This window comes from Flavobacterium hydatis (genome assembly GCF_000737695.1).
Lineage (GTDB): Bacteria > Bacteroidota > Bacteroidia > Flavobacteriales > Flavobacteriaceae > Flavobacterium > Flavobacterium hydatis.
In genome coordinates, this window is the sequence record NZ_JPRM01000008.1 from 41,428 (window position 1) to 60,946 (window position 19,519).

Sequence of the window (19,519 nt, forward strand, 5' to 3'; positions counted from 1 at the left end):
CTTCTTCTTTTTTACCTACCAGTCCTTTACTTTGAAATAAATCTCATTTTCGCATCATAAATATCTTTCTACTCTGAGATTTTACAGCTTTAGGAATCTGTCGTTTCGCTAAGGCTTTCATCATGCCATGTTCCCCGTATTCATGGCTCATCTTATATATTTTCAAAACCCACAATGTCCCTGAAATACCAATTATTCCTATACAAATAAAGGATGGTAAACCAGCGATGTATAGGATTGCAAACAGTATCATAAGAACAATAACACCGCCACCCAGGTACCAGATGTATTGTGCTTTTAACCCTTTAAACTCGATGCTTTGGTTAATTCCTTTGTTGATCTGATAGACACTATTTGACATGGAGTTATGATTTTAAATCCCAAAGAAGGATTTGATTACCGTAGCAACGACCACCAGAAAAACACAACTGCCAAACCAGGCGGCAGCCACTTTTCCCGTATCGGGATCACCTGCATTCCATTTTTGATATACCTTGACAGCGCCTATGAGTCCTAGTAATGCTCCAACGGCATACATTAATTCTGTTCCTGCATCAAAGTAACTTCGTACCTGCTGGTTGGCTTCATTGATTCCTGCCAGCCCGTCCTGAGCAAAAGCCTCATAGCTTATTACAAAAAGAATTTGCGCCAAGAGAATACCGATACGGTTTATTTTTTTTGGTATAAACTTTTTAAAATTCCAGTTCCACTTTTTCATCACACATTATTTTTAAAGTTTAAAAATTCAGATAAAAAACGGAGGTGTTGCCGCTGTCGCAGTTCCACTTTCCTGTTACATCTGCCATACTGCGCCGGGACGGACAGGGACAGCTCCTCCGTTATATTGTTTTAGATTTTTTCGTTCCATAACCCTTCCGCTTCTGTCTGGGTTACAGATATTGAGGCAAGTGTTTTGCACTCTGTAACAATCAACTCACTTACAGAGGAGCGCAATGCAGAATCTTTTACCGAAGGATATTCTTTAAAAATCAATTGGATATAGTCCAGAAATTCTTGTTTGTGTAGTTTTCTTTTTGCTGCATCGGCTATAAAACTTTTTAGTCGGGCTACAAGGGTATCAACGTCCTGAAAGATGGTGTCAAATTCTCCGAACGTAGGCTGGCTGGAAATAGGTTCAGGAGTATCCTGATTGTTTTCTTCGGATTGAAAGTCTCCATAATCCGGATCTCCTAATCTGCGAAATTGAAGTTTCCTCTTTCCTGATATGACTTCCTTGAGGTCATCAAAATAAAATCGAAATCCAACAAATAAATACCAACTTGCCAATAGCAGAATAACTACAACTATGTAATTACCCCATGAAATGTTTGTAAACATACCTTCTTTATTTTATCGTTCTACATTAGTTTCTCACAATCCAGGTTTCTAAATCCAGATCTTCATCATTACAAGGCAAAGGAACAATAGATAACAAACTGCTACAAGTACAACTTTTTGTTGTACCCCTGTCGTACCCCGTTGCACCCCCAGTAAAATCAAGGAGAGAAAAAATAAAAAAAATGTAAAAAAATAAAAAAAGCCTCCCGAGTGGAAGGCTAATTAAGAGATAAAATGAATTATTTTTAGGGTAGTTTTTAGTTCGAAAATTCCACTAAATTTTCAAATGACTACAAAAGTGTGTTAGCGGTAGTTTTTTTACGTTTTACTTATTTACAATATTCTGAAAATACTTTAATTACGTTTTTATTTCCTAATTCAATTGCTTTTTTTAAATCGGAACATCCATCTTGTCCCAATGAAATTTTAGCAATTCCTCTATTTCCAAACGCCATATTTGAAAAATCCGTGTTTGAATTATCATACTTTATTGTCATTGTAAAGTCCGTAATTGCTCCTAAATAATCTTCCATTAACAGTTTTACATAACCACGATTATTATATGCCTTGTAATAATCAGGTCTTAATTTTATCGCTAAAGTGTAATCATTTATAGCTTCTTTAAAATTATTTAGATGGCGTTTGTTTAAAGCTCTATTATAATATGCTTCTGAAATCATATAGTTATCTTCAATAGGATAGTTTTCAATTGCTTTTGAATATAATTTGATTGCTTCTTGTTTATTTCCTGCATCAGATTGTATTTTTCCGTCATTAAAATACTTTATTGCAACATCATGATTTTTTAAGTATTCATTTAAAGATATTTTCATTCCTTTATCTTTAATAGAATATATAATATCTAAAAACTCTTTTTGGTCATACTTAAATTCATCTTTGTAACTATAACAATAAGTTGCTAAAGTTGCATTTTTTCCAAAATAATATGCGAAAATACCAACCAAATTTCCTTTTATGCTTATTCCTGCATCATAAGTAATTATTAAAATTTTATTTACTTTGTCATAATAATTTTGACCTATTTTTAATTCGAAACCGAAATTTCCATTAGTTACATTTTGAATAGCTTTGTCAATTTCTGATTGGTTTGTATAATATTCTTGTATTTTTTTTATTTCATCTTCATCTGTCGTTGTTCCGTAAATATTTTTAAAAAATATATACGGATAATCCATATCAGCATTTCCAATTTTTTGATAACAAGCTTCAAAATGTACATCACTTCTATATTCTAACAAGTTTTTTACATCTTTCATTTTTTGTTGCATAACTTCTTTTGGTAATCTTTTCCAAGTATTATCAAAATTCAAGCTAAATCCAAGTGGACTTTCATATACTATTTGGGCAAACGAAAAATTACCAATGATAAAAATCGAAAATAATAATATATGATTTTTCATTTCTCTGTAGTAATAAAAATTGTTTTAATATAAACCATATTGCTGTCAAAAATTCGCCAATCGCCTCTATGATTAATAACTAAATATGAGATGAGATTATCATTCATATCGTAAATTGAAAACGTTCTTTCGTCTTTGATTATTAAGTAGCAATTATAATTTCCCTTTTCATCTTCAATGTATGTTCTGTTTTTAAATTTTATTGGGAGAGTTGAATTTGTTGCATATTCGGTTTGAGTTGTTTTTGAGTTGTACGAATAAGTATCATAATAAAAAGTATTGTATTTACTATCCGGTTCAATCCAACCTGGTTCTCCTGTATATGTGTTTGTATTACCTTTAGTAGAAAAGTTATCTCTATTTGTGGAATTTGGTGCAGTTCGGAAATATGGCTGAACGTATGTTCCATCACTTCGGGTATATCCACTAACTTTTACGTGATTATTGTTAACCTGCGATATTGCTGTTAGACAAATGAAATAGGTTAAAATTATAAGAATATGTTTAGATAATAATTTCATTTAATTATTATTCTACGAATTAATTCATTGATTTCGTTGCTTTTATTTAAATTGTTTGTTGTAATATTTACAATAAAACTTTTTTGTTTGTAAAGAAAAATAATTGAAACATTTTTGATTTTTTGTTCTCCGTATGTTAAATATGAAATACTACTTAATGCTTGAATTCCATTTGTTAATTTTAAATGTTTTGTAGTTTCTCCAGCATTTTTATAGTTACTTTCAGCAGTTTCAAAGAAGGAAGTTTTAAAAGATTTTAAAGTATTTTCATTTAAACCATTCATATCATTTTGAAGATTTGAAACAGTTACGGAATAATTATCAATTTTTCCATTTCTATATTGTAAAGGACAACTATAATTATTTTGATTTCCAGCATTTCTTGTAAATTTTAATTCACAAGGTACATTTATAGAAATTTCTTCTATTTTATTACTAATTTGAGCATTTACCGCACTAAAAGATAAAATAAGAAATAAGAAATATTTTATCATTTTTTAGATTTTAAAGTTGTTGGTTTTCCTGCGGTTCTCGAAAATTAACGCTAACTCATTAATACATCTATAAAATTGCACAAAGACAACTTTTTTTACTTGTCTTTGTGTAATAAGTCGCTTTTCTTCAAGCGAATATAAGAAATATTTTTACTACAATTTATTAACTTTTGAATTAAAATAAAATGATTTATCAGTTTTATCTTGTTGAATTTTCTTTAGATCATATCATAGAATGGTTCACAAAGAGATTATTAAAGATTAATAAATGGTAGACCCAAACAGATTCAATTTGATACATTTCTGAGCCATGAAAGTATATAAGTTTGTAATAGGATTTATGGTTGCCTAAGTAACTTTTGTATATTCTAATAAGATAAAAATTCAATTTCTGACTTTTTATCCAGGAGCTGCCAGTCCTCATCGGTTTGTATAAAATAAACTTCATGACTAATTGTGTCTTTTAAGCCATTTTTAATTACAGCCGCAAAAACATTCTTTTTTCGAATTGTAGTGTATTCCACAATTGCCTTATTACCAGAGCTCATAATCCTTATTGATGTAATTGCTCCAAATTCTTCATCTGCTACTTTTACACGTTGAATTTTATGTTTTTTATCCGTTGCAGGTGTTGGTAGTAAGTACGGTTTTGCGGCAGGGGTAAAATTAACGGAAGCTGTTGTATCACCAAATTTCTTGGTTTGAAGTATTTTTACAAATCCTTTTTCTACAAGTCCAGACTTCAAAATGGTATAAGCATGATTGGGATCATTGCAGTAGATATCATGGTCTACAATTATAGGATAATGATATTTTTCTAGAATAAGGGCAGTAGCCAATTTCTCATCTAGTGTTATGGACTGACAGCCTGCAAACATCAGAATTACTGTAGTCAAAATATAGGATAGCTTTTTCATGTTTTTAAATTTTAAAATAGTACTATTTAGTTAATACTCTTTAATCTGTTTAATCATTCGTTCCAATGTTTCAATTGCTATCTCCTTATCTCTTTCTTCGGCAACGTATGCTTTGCCACGCATAGCATTATAAGAAAGATTTACTTTATTTGGAGTCGATAGAAATGGAACTATTGTTTTAAATAAATGATTCATTGATTTTGAAATAAGAATTTTCAATTCATCAGATGCCCTTAATATTAACGCCGTCTGATCTGTTGAAAGTTTGCATAAAATTTTATTAGAAGGATTATTCATTACAGCAGGACTATTGTACTTTCTTTTAATAATTTCAAAGTTGCGACCTCCTAAATAGTTGGCAAATCGTGATTCTATAAAAGTTATTAATTCATCTAAACAAGAAATTAAGGTAGCTGTAACTTCTTTCAGATTGTCTCTGTGTAGTTCATTGCTATTATTTATTTCTGTGATTCTATCCAAAAGAAATAATAATGATGAATAATAATTTCCAACTAGAATCTTAATTTGTTTCTCGTTAGTAAGCGAAAAAACCTGTACCGTAAACTGTGACTGAATCAAAAATGTTTGCTCTGTTGCTTTTTTGATAATTGCTCTTGATTGTAGTAGAGTAATCATAGTAAGATCAGTTTTGTTGGGATTAAGGGTTGAGGTTACCGTTAAATCCATCCATTCTAAAAGATAGGCTTGAGTCATTTTTTTTACTTTTACTTAGTAAATATTTCTCTCGACTTGCAATCTACAGTACTCTAAATCAATGCTTATAGAACATTCTTAACCCAGTCAAAACATTTTTTTGTATTATTTAATGGGGGTTTAATTGTGACCGATATTCAGAAGGTGACAGGGAAGTATGCTTTTTAAAAAAAGTACAAAATGAAGAAGAATTGGTAAATTGTAATTCTTCTATAATATATAGAATTGTTAATTGATTATCTTGAAGTAATATTTTCGATTCCAGGACAATGGATTGAGTAATGAACTCCTTTGCTGTTTTCTGGGTAACTTTCTTAACTATTTTAGTAAGATGACCTGCAGTAATGTGCAAGTCGTCCGCATAGAATTTTACATGGTGTTGTTTCCTACAATTCATTTCTAGTATCTTAAAAAACTGTATGACTAATGCTTCCTTTCGTGGATGTTTTATAGATAAGTGGCAAGATGATCTATGATAGATACCTGCTAATTCATACAGCAAAAGATTAAAACTAAATATGAGTATCTCTTTTTTATAAACATGAGCGTTATTACGTACTATTTTACTATTTATCAAGGTAAGCAAATCAATTATCTGAGTTACTTCTTTTTTCTTGAGAAGAATTTGTGAAGAAATTTGAGTAATAAAAAATTCAAAATGCTTGATATGCGGCCATCTAATACTATTTTCAAAAGCAAAATCTAATGTAAATGATATTTGAGAAATTTGTAATTGGTCACTAATAAAATCAATTTCGCATATAGCTTGTTTTGGAATTATGATGAGGTCGTTTGTTGCCAAATCAATTTTTCTATTATTTATTTGAAGATTTAGAGCCCCTAAATTTACTAACAGTATAGAAAAATGGTCTATCTTAAGTAGTTCACTAAGAGCAATTTTTGATATGAATTTCTCAAGGATGTAGACTTGTAAGCCAGGATGACGATATTTTGAATTTTTATTTACCACTATAATATTTTTTTATAGAATTATAATTAATCAGTTAATTCAAATTTACTTTGATGTAAATTTTTAGGGAATTTACTTAGGTAGTGATCTAGTCATTAATGACCCAAAGACAAAAAGTAAATTTGACATGCTACTCAAAAAAAGTAAGTAAAACACATTATGTGGAGGAGTTTTTCTTATCTCATCAGTTGTGAGATAGTCTATTATTTCATCATAGAATAAAAGATCTACGATGAAATAAAGACCAATAAGATTGAAAAGAATCAAAAACACGATATATGTATAAACTATTTTTTTTTCATGGTAATAGATACAGTACATCATTAGTCTGCAACAAGATTATTTATCATGATTCCAGTTACAAGTGATCTCATGATGGCTGTTGTTGAATTATTAATAGCACCACTGAGCCCTCCAACACGATGACCAATAGAAGAGCCCCAATCTTCATCTTTGCGCCCACTTGCAAAGTAGAGTGAGTACCTGATTATAGAAGAAGTAGTAAGGATAATTCTCTTTTCTTCATTATTAAATTCAGGATGATTTATTACTGACGATTCATAGGATATTATAGATTGATAAATTTCTTCATATGGTGTGCTTTCTAAAACATGAATGTCGTTCATAAAATTAGAAAGACTTTCTTTTGCACTATTTGTCATTATAGAATTTTCAATAACATGATTTAATTTTGTTTGAGGATTATTTACAATCTCTTGTATGAGGTTAGGATCAGAAGATAGATTTGTTTCTACGTCTAAAATCATTAAATCATTGTTGGTTAACGCAATGGCTTCTATTTCCTGACTGATTTGTGCAATTGTGGTATGCTGGTAATTAGCTGCCAGGTAAATATTAAGGATGTCATTATGAAGCTTACCTGCAAAATCATAAATATTTGCAGGATTGGAAGGGTTTACGTTTTGCACCAAACGTACGTTTTTTTTAGATTTCTGGTTGCTGATTTTGTTATCATTATCAACAGTATCAGTTGTACAGGAAACGATTAGTAATTGTAAAAGGGCTAATCTTAATGAAATATTTTTCATAATCAAAATATGTTAAATGTTACCGACTAGTTTCGTAGTCAGTTCATTTCACCCGGGTAAGCAGAACTTTTAATTTAGCACGATACTAAACGTTTTTGCTTTTGAATTCGAAGCAAATCTAAAAGTCAATTTTTTGCCTCGCAACACTTTGTGTGTGGATTTCCGAGAATATTAGTATGGATTTTCCGAAAATCCATACCCCTTTTATATGTAAATGTTGTTCATTATCAATTGTTTGTGTTATATTTGATTCGATTTCTTGCAAAATATATCCAAGACTTTTTATAAGTTGACAACATGGCTCTCAAAATGATTTTGCAGAGGAAATAGTGTCCCATTTTAATTCGAACTATGATTAGAAAGTACCTTGTTTTACTCTCTCTTTGTTTGGGAGATCAAATTTGCGCTCGGGGAATCCATTTTACAATCCATGATACGCTCCGTAATAAGGATTATGAATATCTCTTTGAAAGGATAAAGGAATCAGAAAGGAGTTCAACAAAAGAATCGTTTTACCTTCAGTTTTTTTTAGCTAAAGCTAAATCAGAAAAAAACTCACTAGAGATACTAAATGGTTATAAAAATTATCTCCATCGCTCTCCTGATATTTTAAAATTGGTATATGCAGACAGTATGATCTATACTGCAAAAAAATCAATGGATGATGCTTTGATTGGCTCTGCCTACTTATCAAAGGGAATTGTTTATTACTCGCAGAAAAAACATAATTATGCTTTAGATAATTACCTCATAGCAAACAATTATATTTCTAAAACCAATGACGACTATTTAATCTATAAGGCTAAATATAATATTGCACATATAAAATACTATCTTGGATTCTATGACGAAGCTATTTTGTTGTTTAAGGAATGCATCGAATATTTTAAAGAGAAGAATGACAATAGTGGCTATTTGACTTCACTGCATTCGCTTGGTTTATCCTATAATCGTATTGGTAATTATGGTTTATGTACTGATATAAATGAAAAAGGTATTGCAGAAGGAGAAAGGCTTGCAGATAAAGAGATTGAGAAATACTTTATCCACTCAGAAGGAGTGAACCAATATTTCAGAGGTAATTATGCTTTAGCTATAAAAAAAATAACCTATTCGCTATCAGCTATTCGAAGAAATAAAGATTTCGCAAGTGAAGCTGTTGGGTATTTTTATATAGGAAAAAGCTATTGGGATCTTAAAAATCCCAAAAAGGCAATTCCCTATTTCAAAAAAGTAGATGCCACTTTTAATGATAAAGGATATATTCGTCCAGATCTTCGAAACAATTATGAATTATTAATCAGCTATTTTAAGTCAAAAAATGATCTGGCTGCAGAACTTTACTATATTCGAAAATTACTTAAAGTCGATGGTATAATAAATAGTAGGTACAGATATCTATCGGGCAGAATCCATAAAGAATATGATACTAAGGGATTGTTGACGGAGAAGAGAAAAGTAGAAGAGGTGCTCAAGAAAAGAAAGTATAATGATTACATTTTTGTGAGTGTAATTCTTTTTTTATTTTTAGTTGTACTATTCCTTATTTATAGGCATATCAGAAACAAAAGTATCTATCGGCAAAGATTTGATATATTGATGGAAAAAAACGGAACTGCAACTAAAGTCGAATCCAAAAAATTAACCGGAGGGATTGACGATATAAATCAAGATACAGTAGCATCTATGTTGAAACAATTAGAAAAATTTGAAAAGGATAAAATGTTTCTGGAAAAAGACTTGACGGCGGCTAAACTTACTGTATCATTTGACTCCAATATAAAATATCTTTCAAAAATAATTACTCATTACAGAGGGAAGAAATTCGTGACGTATATCAATGATTTAAAAATTGACTATTTAATTGGCTTATTGAAGGAGGATAAAATGCTTAGAAAATATACAAACAAAGCACTTGCTGAAGAAGTAGGTTTTAGCAGCACGCAACGTTTTGCAAAAGCATTTTATTCCAGAGCAGGGATGCCAACCTTTTATTTTATTGAAGAACTCCAAAAAGAACAGTCTAATCTTAGTTAAGGTTAATATTATGGTCAAGATATTTAAAAAAAATCCATCTCAAAGTTGCTATTGAGATGGATTTAATTTGTCATTATCTAAAATTATTATTGTTTTTATACTTGTACGTAAACTCTGTTGATTTCTTATCTCCCGGCAAATTGTATTTCATTACTATTTCATAATTGCCATAGCGCATAAACAAGAAATTACTATTTAGAAAACGGTTTGCAATTGATTCAATACCTGTATCACCATCAATATAGGCATTTATGATCTGATTATTTAAATCAACCCAATCCTGTTTGTAAAGCAATGGCATATTATATTTAAATGGAAAATTGCCTTTTGTCCATGATTGGTTTACATTATTCTCAATACTGGTCATATAATAGGCATTGAGTGGTATCGCTTTTGCTGGAATCACTCCTAATTCACTAGTATCTCTGTCACTTATAGAATATTTACCATTTAAAGGATAATCTTTATAGAGATACGGATAGATATCTGTTGTATAATACGCATCATTTAGTTTAGATTGTGCTGTTATCATAGGTTTACTATCGCTATAGGTTACTCCTTGCAATTCAACTATATCAAATGCTTCCTGACTTGAGATTGTATTTGTTAAATAGATAACATCTGAATACAATACTCCAAAATTATAACTCTGCGTATTTATCGCATTCATTTTAGAAGTAAAGGTTTTGTACTTACTGGTGTTGAATGAATAAGATAGACGATCAATACTACCCTCTGCTTTAGATAATTGATCAGCTTGGTTCTCTCTTACTTGTATGTCATTACCTGCATCACTTATAGTATTCGTTTTTGTTGCAGCTGTTGAATCTCTCGTCGGAGTTTGTTTCAAACTACTTACTATCGAAACGTTATATTTCTTGTCCTGATTAATATCAGGTAAGTCATAAAAAACTTCATTAGAATTGGTGTTATAATTAAAAGTCGTAGCTTTTGCATTAGAAACTCCATCTTCATTTACCTTAATACTAGTTTCCCAATTGGTATCTTCAAACAAATAATCCTGACCACGTTTAAGCTGAATGTATCCTTTTGAATATTCTTCTTCAAGGAAATATTTCTGATCTACAACCGGATACGAATATTTTATATTGGTAAGTGGAATATGATCTGGAGCTCCTCCAGTAGTAAAGAGTCTCTCTTCATATTCTGTTGCTACTTTTCCATCTACTGTTATGGGTTGAAAAACGCCATTTATCATTTTTTGAAAACTAACCTCAACCTGAATTTTTAATTCCTTGTTCGGAGGCAGAATATCTGTTGAAACAAAATTTACTCTGTCTTTCATAGAAGTCCATTCAAAAGCTCCAGGTATTTCTTTTGTACCCTCAAGGACCTTAAATTTTTCTAGTATCACCTTATAGGTAACATCACCAGCATCTTCCGGAATCACAAAAGCTTCATTTATCTTCATTGAAAAAGCGGCTTGAGGTACGGCAAAAACATCAACATCAGTTGAACTTTGTTTTGGAGTAACATCTGTTATGAGTTTAAGGCCTCCTAATGGCGAGGCGTTTTCAAATTTACATTCCTCTCCAAGTTCAAATTTAAAGCGAAATTTCCCTTTGATTAGTCCGCCCAGAATATTCATGTTTCCACCTACATACCCTCTCATCCAAACTGGATTTGGTAATTTTGCCTGTAATAAAACCGCAGCCCCTCCTGAAACAATTGGAATCTTTAATTTCAAGAATGATAATTTGATTCTAATTCCCAATTCTCCTTGCAGGTAGGCATACGATTGTCCGTTGGCATACCAGCCATTTATACCAACTCGATCTCCTGTATTAGAACATCTGGCCTCTTGATAATCTTTTAGCATGATATCAAATCCCATTCCTGCCTGAAAACGGGCATAGAAAAGTAAGAAACTCAAATCCCCTGTATCAAAATCTAAACTTGCACCAAAGGCTATACCTCCTCCATTTGCCAATGCATTTTCGTCTCGCATATAATCTAATTGTTTGACATCGACACCCAGAATCTGAGCCACAATAGGAGGTGGGGGTGGGCTTCCAGGCAATAATGTACCTGCCATAAAATAACTGGTTGTTTTAAGGTATAAACCGGCAACTCCTATTTTTATACCACATCTTTTATCTGGAGTTCCCATGTACATATACCAATCTTTCGGGTCTTTATGAAATACTCCCCAAACTGCCTGTCCACCAGGTCCAGTACCTGACAGAAAATTTCCAGGAGTATTAATATATACATCTGTTGTAGCATGCATAGAATTATTCGCAAAATCAAATTCAATTGCTGCAGCCATTTTTATGCCTACCGCAGCTGATAAATCTCCCGGAATTGCAGCTTTTGCCTCAGGAATATATTTACTGGCGAAAGAACCTTTAAGATCGCTTTCAGTTATGCCTAAAAAACTTTTCTTTGAAGTAACATCTGACGCTACTTTTCCCATTAAATCAGTAACGTTTTTAAGTCCTGGTATAGAAGCCATAACATTTGCTTTCCCAAAAATAGCTAATCTATTGATTCCACCTTTTGAGTTAAAAGCCATTTCAAATCCAGCTTCACCATCACAGATGCTTTCTGAGCCGATATTAAAATAAATTAAAGCTTTAATTCCTAAACTTATTTTTTCATCTGGAGTATAACTTAATCCTGATGGTGAGAAATCTCCAATGGCTATATCTTGATTTCTGTGCATTTTATAATAGGCACCTCCACCAAAACCAGTAATCATAAACGGTGATGGTACTGGAGGAAATTTTACCGCAGCATCAAAATACCAATATCTAAAAGTAGTACGTCCAAAAATAGCCTTAGCCTTTACATTGACAATTTTTGCCACATCCACCTCTAAATCAGCATTAAAACCATCTCCATAGATGGGGTCTTTTTCCATTAGGATAAGACCTCCCTTAATGGTGAGTCCACTAAACTGACAATCAATATTTATGGCTGATAAATCTAAACCATCATATCGGCTTCGCTGCCTGTAACCGTCATCATACATTTTACCTTTTATCCCAATTCGGGCTGTGGCACCTGCGCCAACGGCATCCATCAAATTAATCCCTAAATCAAAATCGATTCGGGAATCATTTCCGTTAATGGCAACATTTATATTACCAATGGAAACAGGGAAATTCCCAAAGGCAACTGTACCTTTATAGCCCATATTTCGAACAGAAATAATAGGAGAGACGGTCTGTAATTGTAGATTTTCAAAAGAAATTCCTTTAAAATCAACCGTACGTTTTCCCTCGACGTCTTTATCATCTGTTGCTCCTTTATTGGTACCAAAAGAAACTGTTCCGTTTAAATTAGCCTTGGGCAAAAACCGTCCATTGACTAATTTTAGTTCAACAGAACTATTAGGCAGCAGCAACGCTTTTGCTTTCCAAATATCAAAAGCTATGGAATCTTTTGTAACTACAATTAGCTGCTGTTCATTCATGGATATAAAACCATTATATGCCAAACCTGCTCTATTGGTTTGTGCTGGTTTATCCGGAGTTGTTCCAGTACTTGGTGTTGGGGGAGCTGAAGTTTCTTTTTTCTCTGTTGAGGCTTTAGTTATTGGTAAAAGAATCTGACCGCTTAAATTTGCTTTTACAAAAGTATTTGCTGCAATAGTTACATCGATATGATCTAAGGAATAAGCCCATGATTTTTCCTGACTGGTTATGCCTCGATCCAGAGGAAACACATTATCGGCATAAAAAGTGCCTGAAACCCCATATTTATCAATAATAAGATTTTGAGCACCTACACGAAGCCTCTCTTTACTTGATGCCGTATCTGTAGTCTGAAATTCTTTAGGCAGACCTACTTCAAAAGCTTGAATAAAAACTCCTTTCCAAGCTTCTGGACTTGGTACTAAAAGTGCATTTTTCGCATAATATTCCGGAAAGACGACTGTGGGGTCATTTTTTAAATCACTTAAGTCTAATACCGCATTACTTACCCAAAACTCAAAATTACCATCAAAATCTTTTCCGTTTCTTTTGTCTTTTAGGGTAAAAGGCTCTAAACTTACATTGACTAAAATATCATTCCAACTACTTGCCATGAAGCTAAATTCACCTCTAACTCTGTTTGGTATCTGAACCGTTTTTCCGTTATAATACGTTTTAGGAACAGTTATCTTTGCTTCGTCGACAGTTTTAGTTATAGGATCAATTGGTAATATCAGGTTTCTTGAAAACTCAACGGCTCCCGAAATTTTCATTTCTTTAAAACCATCGCAATCAATTGTTACATAGGTCAAATCATCGACATTTCCGGTTGCCATATCAAAACCGCCGTATAATGAAACCTGCCATTTATTATCACTAAACGGAATATCAACATTACCCAGTAATACCAATTTGGCCTCTCCCATGATACCTCCCTGATGTGATAATTTTACATTATCAGCACCAAAAAATAATTGCATTGGTTGCCCGTCTGGCCCTTTTTGTGGAATATCTACTCTACAAAAAACTGTCAAAGTGGTATACTCTGGTAAAAAAACAGCTTTTGTAATTCCAATAGAATATTGAACATTATTTACGGTATTACGAATCCCTATTGGTAATTCTACCAAATCTTGATTTGAAAATTTATCTACCCAACGCTCAGACGCTTCAATCTTTTCGATAGCGCTCGAAGCTGCTCCTAATTCTTTTGGAGGTGTAGCATTCTGCCCATAAGAAAATACAACCGAAAGGATGATAAATAATACCGATAAATGTATTCTGTAAAACTTTTTCATAAGCAAATAATCCTGTTTTTTGTAAAATAAAGCATAGTAACTTCTTTAATATTGTAGCCAAGCTTCTTTTTGAAACAATCTGTATTGCTTTGGCTTACATTAAAAAGAGGCATACTCTTTTGATTCTTAATTATTCTTTAGATGTTTAAAATCAACCTCGTCGTCTTTAACCTTTTTCGTTGCTAAATCATGGTAAAACGGAATTAGTTTTATTTTTAACTCTTCTATTATTTCTGTATCTGTTTTATTCTCTTTCATCATTTTAAAGAAGTGATTTAATTCTTGTTTATTAAAACTGGAAAGATTTTCGTTTTTATGAATATCATCTGCAGAAGTATTGGCAAGTATTGAAATCTCACTAAGCATCCATCGATGTATTAATAAAGGTTGTAGCTTTTTATTTTTTCTTTCGACTAATTTTAAATAAGATTTATAGCTAATTTTATCGGTTGCATCTTGTTCACTCACCCCATGCATCTTATGTTTATTGACTCTTCCTAATGCCATAACATAATCATTTTCAAACCCTGCGTCTTTGCGAATCATTTCTTGATCTAAACTCTGTACCGTTTCAAGAATATATTTGTTGTATTTGTCTAAGATGTCATTATTTAAATCATACTTTTTCAGATAAATCAAAGCTTTTTCTTTAAAACTTTCATCATCTGGAGTTAGAGTTGTAAGTGTTAACAGATGTTGCAATTCATCCGAATCTTCCTTCGGGATCGGTCGTAATGCAAGTTGAAGTTCTTCTAACTGCTTTATGATTTCATTTCTGGTTCCTTTATAAGTCTTGTCTTTGTGTTTTATTTCTAAAATAGGATCTGAAACAATTTTCACTTCTTCTTTAGGCTCTTTTTTGGTTGGTAATTTTATTTTATCCAGTGAATAAGAATAATTCAACGTAGCAGTTAAATCATTAAATTTCTTCGCATTAGAACTACTTCTAAACATTGAAATAATACTCATATTAAAGTTGTGTTTTTCGAGCAGCATATAACTATTGTTAAACTTAACTCCAAATACAGAACTTGAATTCATATTCCCCTGAGAATTATTATACAGCACTCCAAAATTTGTATTTAGCTTATCTTTGAACAACTTCTTAGAGGCTCCAACGGAACCTCCAACCGAAGAATTACTATTTTGGCCAACTTCATTATTGGTGTAATTAAGAGAGCTGTTTAATGCTACTTTAGTTCCGATAAAATTTACAGAATGGGTTAAATTATAATTCTGTACTGTGCTGGCTTGGCCTTTTCGTATTATCCCACCTTGCTCATTTGCCTGACCAGCAATGCTATAATTGAAATTGAAGTTTTGATTTCTCTTTTTCCCAAAAGCATAGGACATATTTATATTGGCATTTTGAGATAATTGTCTATAATCTAAAGTATCAGATTGCACTACATTTGGATTATTTATAAGCTCAAACTGATCTAATTTTTTATTCGTGTAAGTAGAGAAATTCGAATAACTACCCGTAATAGTAAGTTGATCTGTTACTGTGTAATTCATATTAATGGAGCCTACAACCCGCTTAGTATCCTGTTTTTTCGCTTTTGCTAAATCATCTCTTTGAAACCCTAAACTGGTAGATACCGTAATTTTATCCTGATAAAAAGGACGTGAAAAACGAAAAGCAATGTTTTCTAAATCATTATTAAAATATAGTGCCCCCAATGTATTATAATTAGGATCAATACGCTCGTACGTTAATCCTATGATACTCTTCTGGATATTATAATCAAAATTGATATTTAAAGCGTTCATGTAACTTGTACTTTCTTTGGCAGAAAATAATTTGTCTCTAAAATTTCCTCCTGAAAGATTTTTACTTCGAGTATCATCCGTTAAAACAGACAAAGCATATTCAACATTAAAATTTAAATTTTTTAGTAAAGAGGTACTAAAGGTCAAACTGTTTACAAAATTTTCTTTTGGCGTTACTCCTTTATCATTGGTCATGCTTAGAGAATTAACATTGTCTTTGGCATAAAAACCAATCCAGCCAATTTTATATTGTGGTTGCTCAAAACCTATTTTTGCACCGTAACCAAAACGCTGATACACTGGAATTCCTCCCATTGCATCTTCTTCTGAAACGGCTTTAAGTAATTGTCCTCCCATTAAAGTGACTTTAAAAGGACTTCTAGGAGTAAGTTCCAGACCAACTCCTTTAAATGGAAAGCCACTTAAGGTATAAGGAGAAAAGGTCATACTTACATTACCTATATAGGCTTTTACCCATTTGTATTTGGGCATAATACTTAATCGGTTAAAATCAAACGGGGCTGTATAGCCCAAATTATTTCCCTGATTGGTAATACTATAAAATAACGGAACACTAAAATTAAAAGCACTAATATTTAAACTCCCTGAAAGCAGATAAGTAAAAGGCTCACGTGCATTTGGCATATTAGAATTATAATACATCATATTGGCATTAATATTACCTGTAACATTAAAATTGGGTTTATAAAAACTCTCTAAATCCACATCCTGGGTATATCCTTTGCCACAAATACAACAGACAAAAACGATACATAACCAAAACAAGATCTTCTTATTCTCTCTCTTCATTTATTGGTTATTGTTTTTGTACTTTGATATCGCATAAAATATAAGAACCTGTTCCGTTCTTTACCATATCTTTAATTTTGATGACTCCTTTTCGTCCGTCTTGTGTTTTAAACAAAATGATTTTTGGATAAGTAAAGCCAAATTGCTGTTCGCCAGCTGCGTTATAATTTATATTTAAAGATTTTATCGGGGTATCATTTACCATAGCGTCAAATTGAGTTTCGGTAAAATTTAAGCCACAATTACACAAATTTTGAGAATTTATAAAAATGGTGCTTTGTGCATTTTTTAATGCTAGAAAACCATAATTATTAACCTGATCCGGCGATATAAATCTGTTATAGGTAAAATTGTTGTTCAAACCCTGAAAAACAATATCAATTAAGCTGCTATTCTCATCGTTGATCTCATTTGCTTTGTATACCTGTCTGGTTATTGTTGAGAACATTGCCCCAATAGTATTGTTGTTATGTGCTGAATTTATTCCCAATTTAACGTTAGTCAAAATACGCAGATTCGTATCTGGCAAAACTGTTATAGTAGATTTAAAGATCTGACTTGTCTTATCATTAATAGCTTCTAGGGTAACTTCATGACTGCCTGCACTTGCGAAGACAACTGTAGGATTCTCTTCAGTTGATGTCGCTGGATTGCCACCTGCAAAAGTCCATTTGTAGTTTGTCGCACTAGTAGATTTATTGGCAAAATGTATCGTAACCGGAGCTTGATAATCATCATCATCAAACTTTGGTTCGTAGGTGAACAAACTCACTAAATACGGAGCAACAGTGATAGTTTTAGTTTGTTTTTGTGACTCAAAACCATTAGAAACGGTTAGAGTAATGATGTGTTCACCAGGAGTTGTAAACACAGCATTTGGAGGTGTTTTCCCTGTGAAACTTGCGGGGATTCCGTCTTGAAAATCCCACTGAAAAGTTAATCCCTCTCCAGGGGTAGTATTCTTTAGAACAACTTCAACCGGAGAATAATTGCTCTTAATAATTTCATGGGTAAACTGAATGTTGATTCCGTCTCTTATAATAACGGTTTTACTAAATTCTTTACGCTCTCCATCTACATTTGATGCTTTGAGTTTTATGGTATACGTTCCTTGTTTATCGTACAATATCTCTCCTGGATTTTTTAAAGATGAAGTACTTGGATTTCCTCCTTCAAAAGTCCATTCGTACGTATCTGCTCCAGTGACTTTATTGTCTATTTTGATAATAACAGGAATTGATTCATCCTCATTTACATACGAAGTCGTAAAATCGCCTTCTACAGTTATAGAAGTTTCCTGATAACACGAAGTAATAACAATAAATAATAGTAAGAGTAAAGTTTTTTTCATTCCATTTATTTTAAAACAGTACAGCTTTTTAGGGCTGTAATGTTTTTATTATACAGTATTCTACAGCTAAATATTACAAATAGCGTTTGATAATCTTATCTGTAGAAAAAGCCCAAACAACATTGTTCTTATATGAAATATTGCGGATAGGTTGGTCGTGTGTGTAGTCAAGAGTCCAAACACTACCACCATTAATTGTTTTATAAATTTTATTATCTAGAATTGCCCAACCTGTGTTTGCATCTTTAAAAGTAAATTTGGTAAATTTTTCTCCGTTATAGACTTGCGACCAAGAATCACCTCCATTAATGGTTTTAAACAACTTAACATCTAATAATGTATTTAGATATTTATTGATTAAAAGAAAACCATTTTCAGAATCAACAAAACAAATTTCTCTAGCGTAATAACCTGCTGGTTCTTTTACAAAAGGATACTCTTTCCAACCGTCTGTTGTGTTGTTTTTGAATAAGATAAAAGGCTGTTTGATATTACCTTGTTCCTTATATCCAATTGCCCAAATATGGTTATTATCAATTTCTGTTGCTTGATAAAGATTGGCTCCATTACCTTCTATTTCGTAAGCTTTAGTAAAATCAACTCCATTTGCTGTTGTAAAAACAACACCACTTTGTGTAATTATTGTTCCATCTTTCATATTATCATCTACATAGATAGAATAAGCAGTTCCTACTTTGTTATCTCCAAAATTGGCAAATTCATCTATACCAAGATATCCACCAACTGCTATTTTAGAAATTCCAAAACCAGTATGACACCATCCTTCATCATTTATAGTTGCATGAAATCCAGCACCAAAACCATTATTTGCCCAATCTGTCCAAGTAATACCTCCATCTAAAGTTCTAGAGAGACGTGCACCACTTTGAGTGTAATATAAAATCTTATCACTTAACATTTGTATACGAGGAATTGCAGAGTCACTTTTTCTATCTATTGGAATAGTAAACCAGCCTGTAGTTGATGGAATTGGTAAAATACCAATGTTGCCATTATAAGTATTTTTTACATCATTAGTTACTATTCTGTTTACAATTGTTAGAACTAATGATGGTAATAGTTTTTCCGTAGCTGGTAGTGTAAATGATATTTCGCTGGCAGTAGCCGAAAGAATTGTTGCGGGTACCCCATCAAATGTTATTTTTATATCACTTACTTTATCCGAAAAATTTTCACCGTAGATACTAACCGTTTCTCCAGTTTCTCCAGCATTTTTAGAATAGGATGTTATTTTTGCTGTTTTTATCACTACAACTGGTGGCTCTTGAGTTGGCGAATCATTTCCTGAATCTGAACTACAACTATTTAGCGTTAAAAAAAGTTGTAATGCAACTACGATTAAAATTCTCTTTTTCATTTTTATTT

15 protein-coding genes are annotated in these 19,519 nt (G+C 32.1%); 1 reads left to right on the forward strand and 14 read right to left on the reverse strand.

Translation table 11 applies throughout. The features are described 5' to 3' along the window. Window positions 1-43 precede the first annotated feature (43 nt). The 10 genes from IW20_RS07040 to IW20_RS07085 all read right to left on the reverse strand — a co-directional run bounded on the left by IW20_RS07040 (window position 44) and on the right by IW20_RS07085 (window position 7,424). Complete coding sequence (locus IW20_RS07040; RefSeq protein ID WP_035620310.1) at window positions 44-361, reverse strand: DUF4133 domain-containing protein; 318 nt, start codon at window positions 359-361, stop codon at window positions 44-46. 12 nt (window positions 362-373) lie between these two features. Then, window positions 374-718, reverse strand: coding sequence for a DUF4134 domain-containing protein (locus IW20_RS07045; protein WP_035620312.1), 345 nt, complete (start codon window positions 716-718; stop codon window positions 374-376). Between the two features lie 131 nt (window positions 719-849). Then, the gene (locus IW20_RS07050) at window positions 850-1,338 is read right to left on the reverse strand and encodes a hypothetical protein (protein WP_035620315.1); all 489 of its coding nucleotides are present in this window, start codon (window positions 1,336-1,338) and stop codon (window positions 850-852) included. Window positions 1,339-1,667: 329 nt separating this feature from the next. Beyond that, a complete protein-coding gene (locus IW20_RS07055) occupies window positions 1,668-2,759 on the reverse strand; it encodes a tetratricopeptide repeat protein (protein WP_035620317.1) in 1,092 nt (363 codons plus the stop codon). Continuing rightward, window positions 2,756-3,280 (reverse strand): hypothetical protein, encoded by a 525-nt coding sequence (locus IW20_RS07060; protein WP_035620319.1) that lies wholly within the window; start codon window positions 3,278-3,280, stop codon window positions 2,756-2,758. The genes IW20_RS07055 and IW20_RS07060 overlap by 4 nt, the downstream gene beginning before the upstream one ends. Then, window positions 3,277-3,774: a hypothetical protein gene (locus IW20_RS07065; RefSeq protein WP_035620322.1), complete on the reverse strand. Its 498-nt coding sequence runs from the start codon at window positions 3,772-3,774 to the stop codon at window positions 3,277-3,279. The genes IW20_RS07060 and IW20_RS07065 overlap by 4 nt, the downstream gene beginning before the upstream one ends. A 368-nt stretch (window positions 3,775-4,142) precedes the next feature. Next, complete coding sequence (locus IW20_RS07070; protein ID WP_123869494.1) at window positions 4,143-4,691, reverse strand: hypothetical protein; 549 nt, start codon at window positions 4,689-4,691, stop codon at window positions 4,143-4,145. 30 nt (window positions 4,692-4,721) lie between these two features. Next, a complete protein-coding gene (locus IW20_RS07075; RefSeq protein WP_035620327.1) occupies window positions 4,722-5,405 on the reverse strand; it encodes a hypothetical protein in 684 nt (227 codons plus the stop codon). A 109-nt stretch (window positions 5,406-5,514) separates the two neighbouring features. After that, window positions 5,515-6,375: a helix-turn-helix domain-containing protein gene (locus tag IW20_RS07080; protein WP_035620330.1), complete on the reverse strand. Its 861-nt coding sequence runs from the start codon at window positions 6,373-6,375 to the stop codon at window positions 5,515-5,517. Window positions 6,376-6,698: 323 nt separating this feature from the next. Further along, window positions 6,699-7,424 carry a hypothetical protein gene (locus tag IW20_RS07085; protein ID WP_035620333.1) on the reverse strand — a complete coding sequence of 242 codons (726 nt, stop codon included), beginning with the start codon at window positions 7,422-7,424 and terminating at the stop codon, window positions 6,699-6,701. Window positions 7,425-7,775: 351 nt separating this feature from the next. Between IW20_RS07085 and IW20_RS07090 the strand changes: the two genes are divergently transcribed. Continuing rightward, a complete protein-coding gene (locus IW20_RS07090) occupies window positions 7,776-9,461 on the forward strand; it encodes an AraC family transcriptional regulator (protein ID WP_035620336.1) in 1,686 nt (561 codons plus the stop codon). 73 nt (window positions 9,462-9,534) lie between these two features. Here the strand turns inward: IW20_RS07090 and IW20_RS07095 are convergent, their stop codons facing one another. From IW20_RS07095 to IW20_RS07110, 4 genes are all read right to left on the reverse strand, one after another. Beyond that, window positions 9,535-14,199, reverse strand: a complete 4,665-nt coding sequence (locus IW20_RS07095; protein WP_035620339.1) for a hypothetical protein — start codon at window positions 14,197-14,199, stop codon at window positions 9,535-9,537. A gap of 126 nt (window positions 14,200-14,325) precedes the next feature. Next, window positions 14,326-16,782 carry a TonB-dependent receptor gene (locus IW20_RS07100; RefSeq protein ID WP_205625902.1) on the reverse strand — a complete coding sequence of 819 codons (2,457 nt, stop codon included), beginning with the start codon at window positions 16,780-16,782 and terminating at the stop codon, window positions 14,326-14,328. A gap of 7 nt (window positions 16,783-16,789) precedes the next feature. After that, window positions 16,790-18,133 carry a PKD domain-containing protein gene (locus tag IW20_RS07105; protein ID WP_035620341.1) on the reverse strand — a complete coding sequence of 448 codons (1,344 nt, stop codon included), beginning with the start codon at window positions 18,131-18,133 and terminating at the stop codon, window positions 16,790-16,792. 73 nt (window positions 18,134-18,206) lie between these two features. After that, window positions 18,207-19,511 carry an IPT/TIG domain-containing protein gene (locus IW20_RS07110; protein WP_035620344.1) on the reverse strand — a complete coding sequence of 435 codons (1,305 nt, stop codon included), beginning with the start codon at window positions 19,509-19,511 and terminating at the stop codon, window positions 18,207-18,209. Between the last annotated feature and the right edge of the window lie 8 nt (window positions 19,512-19,519).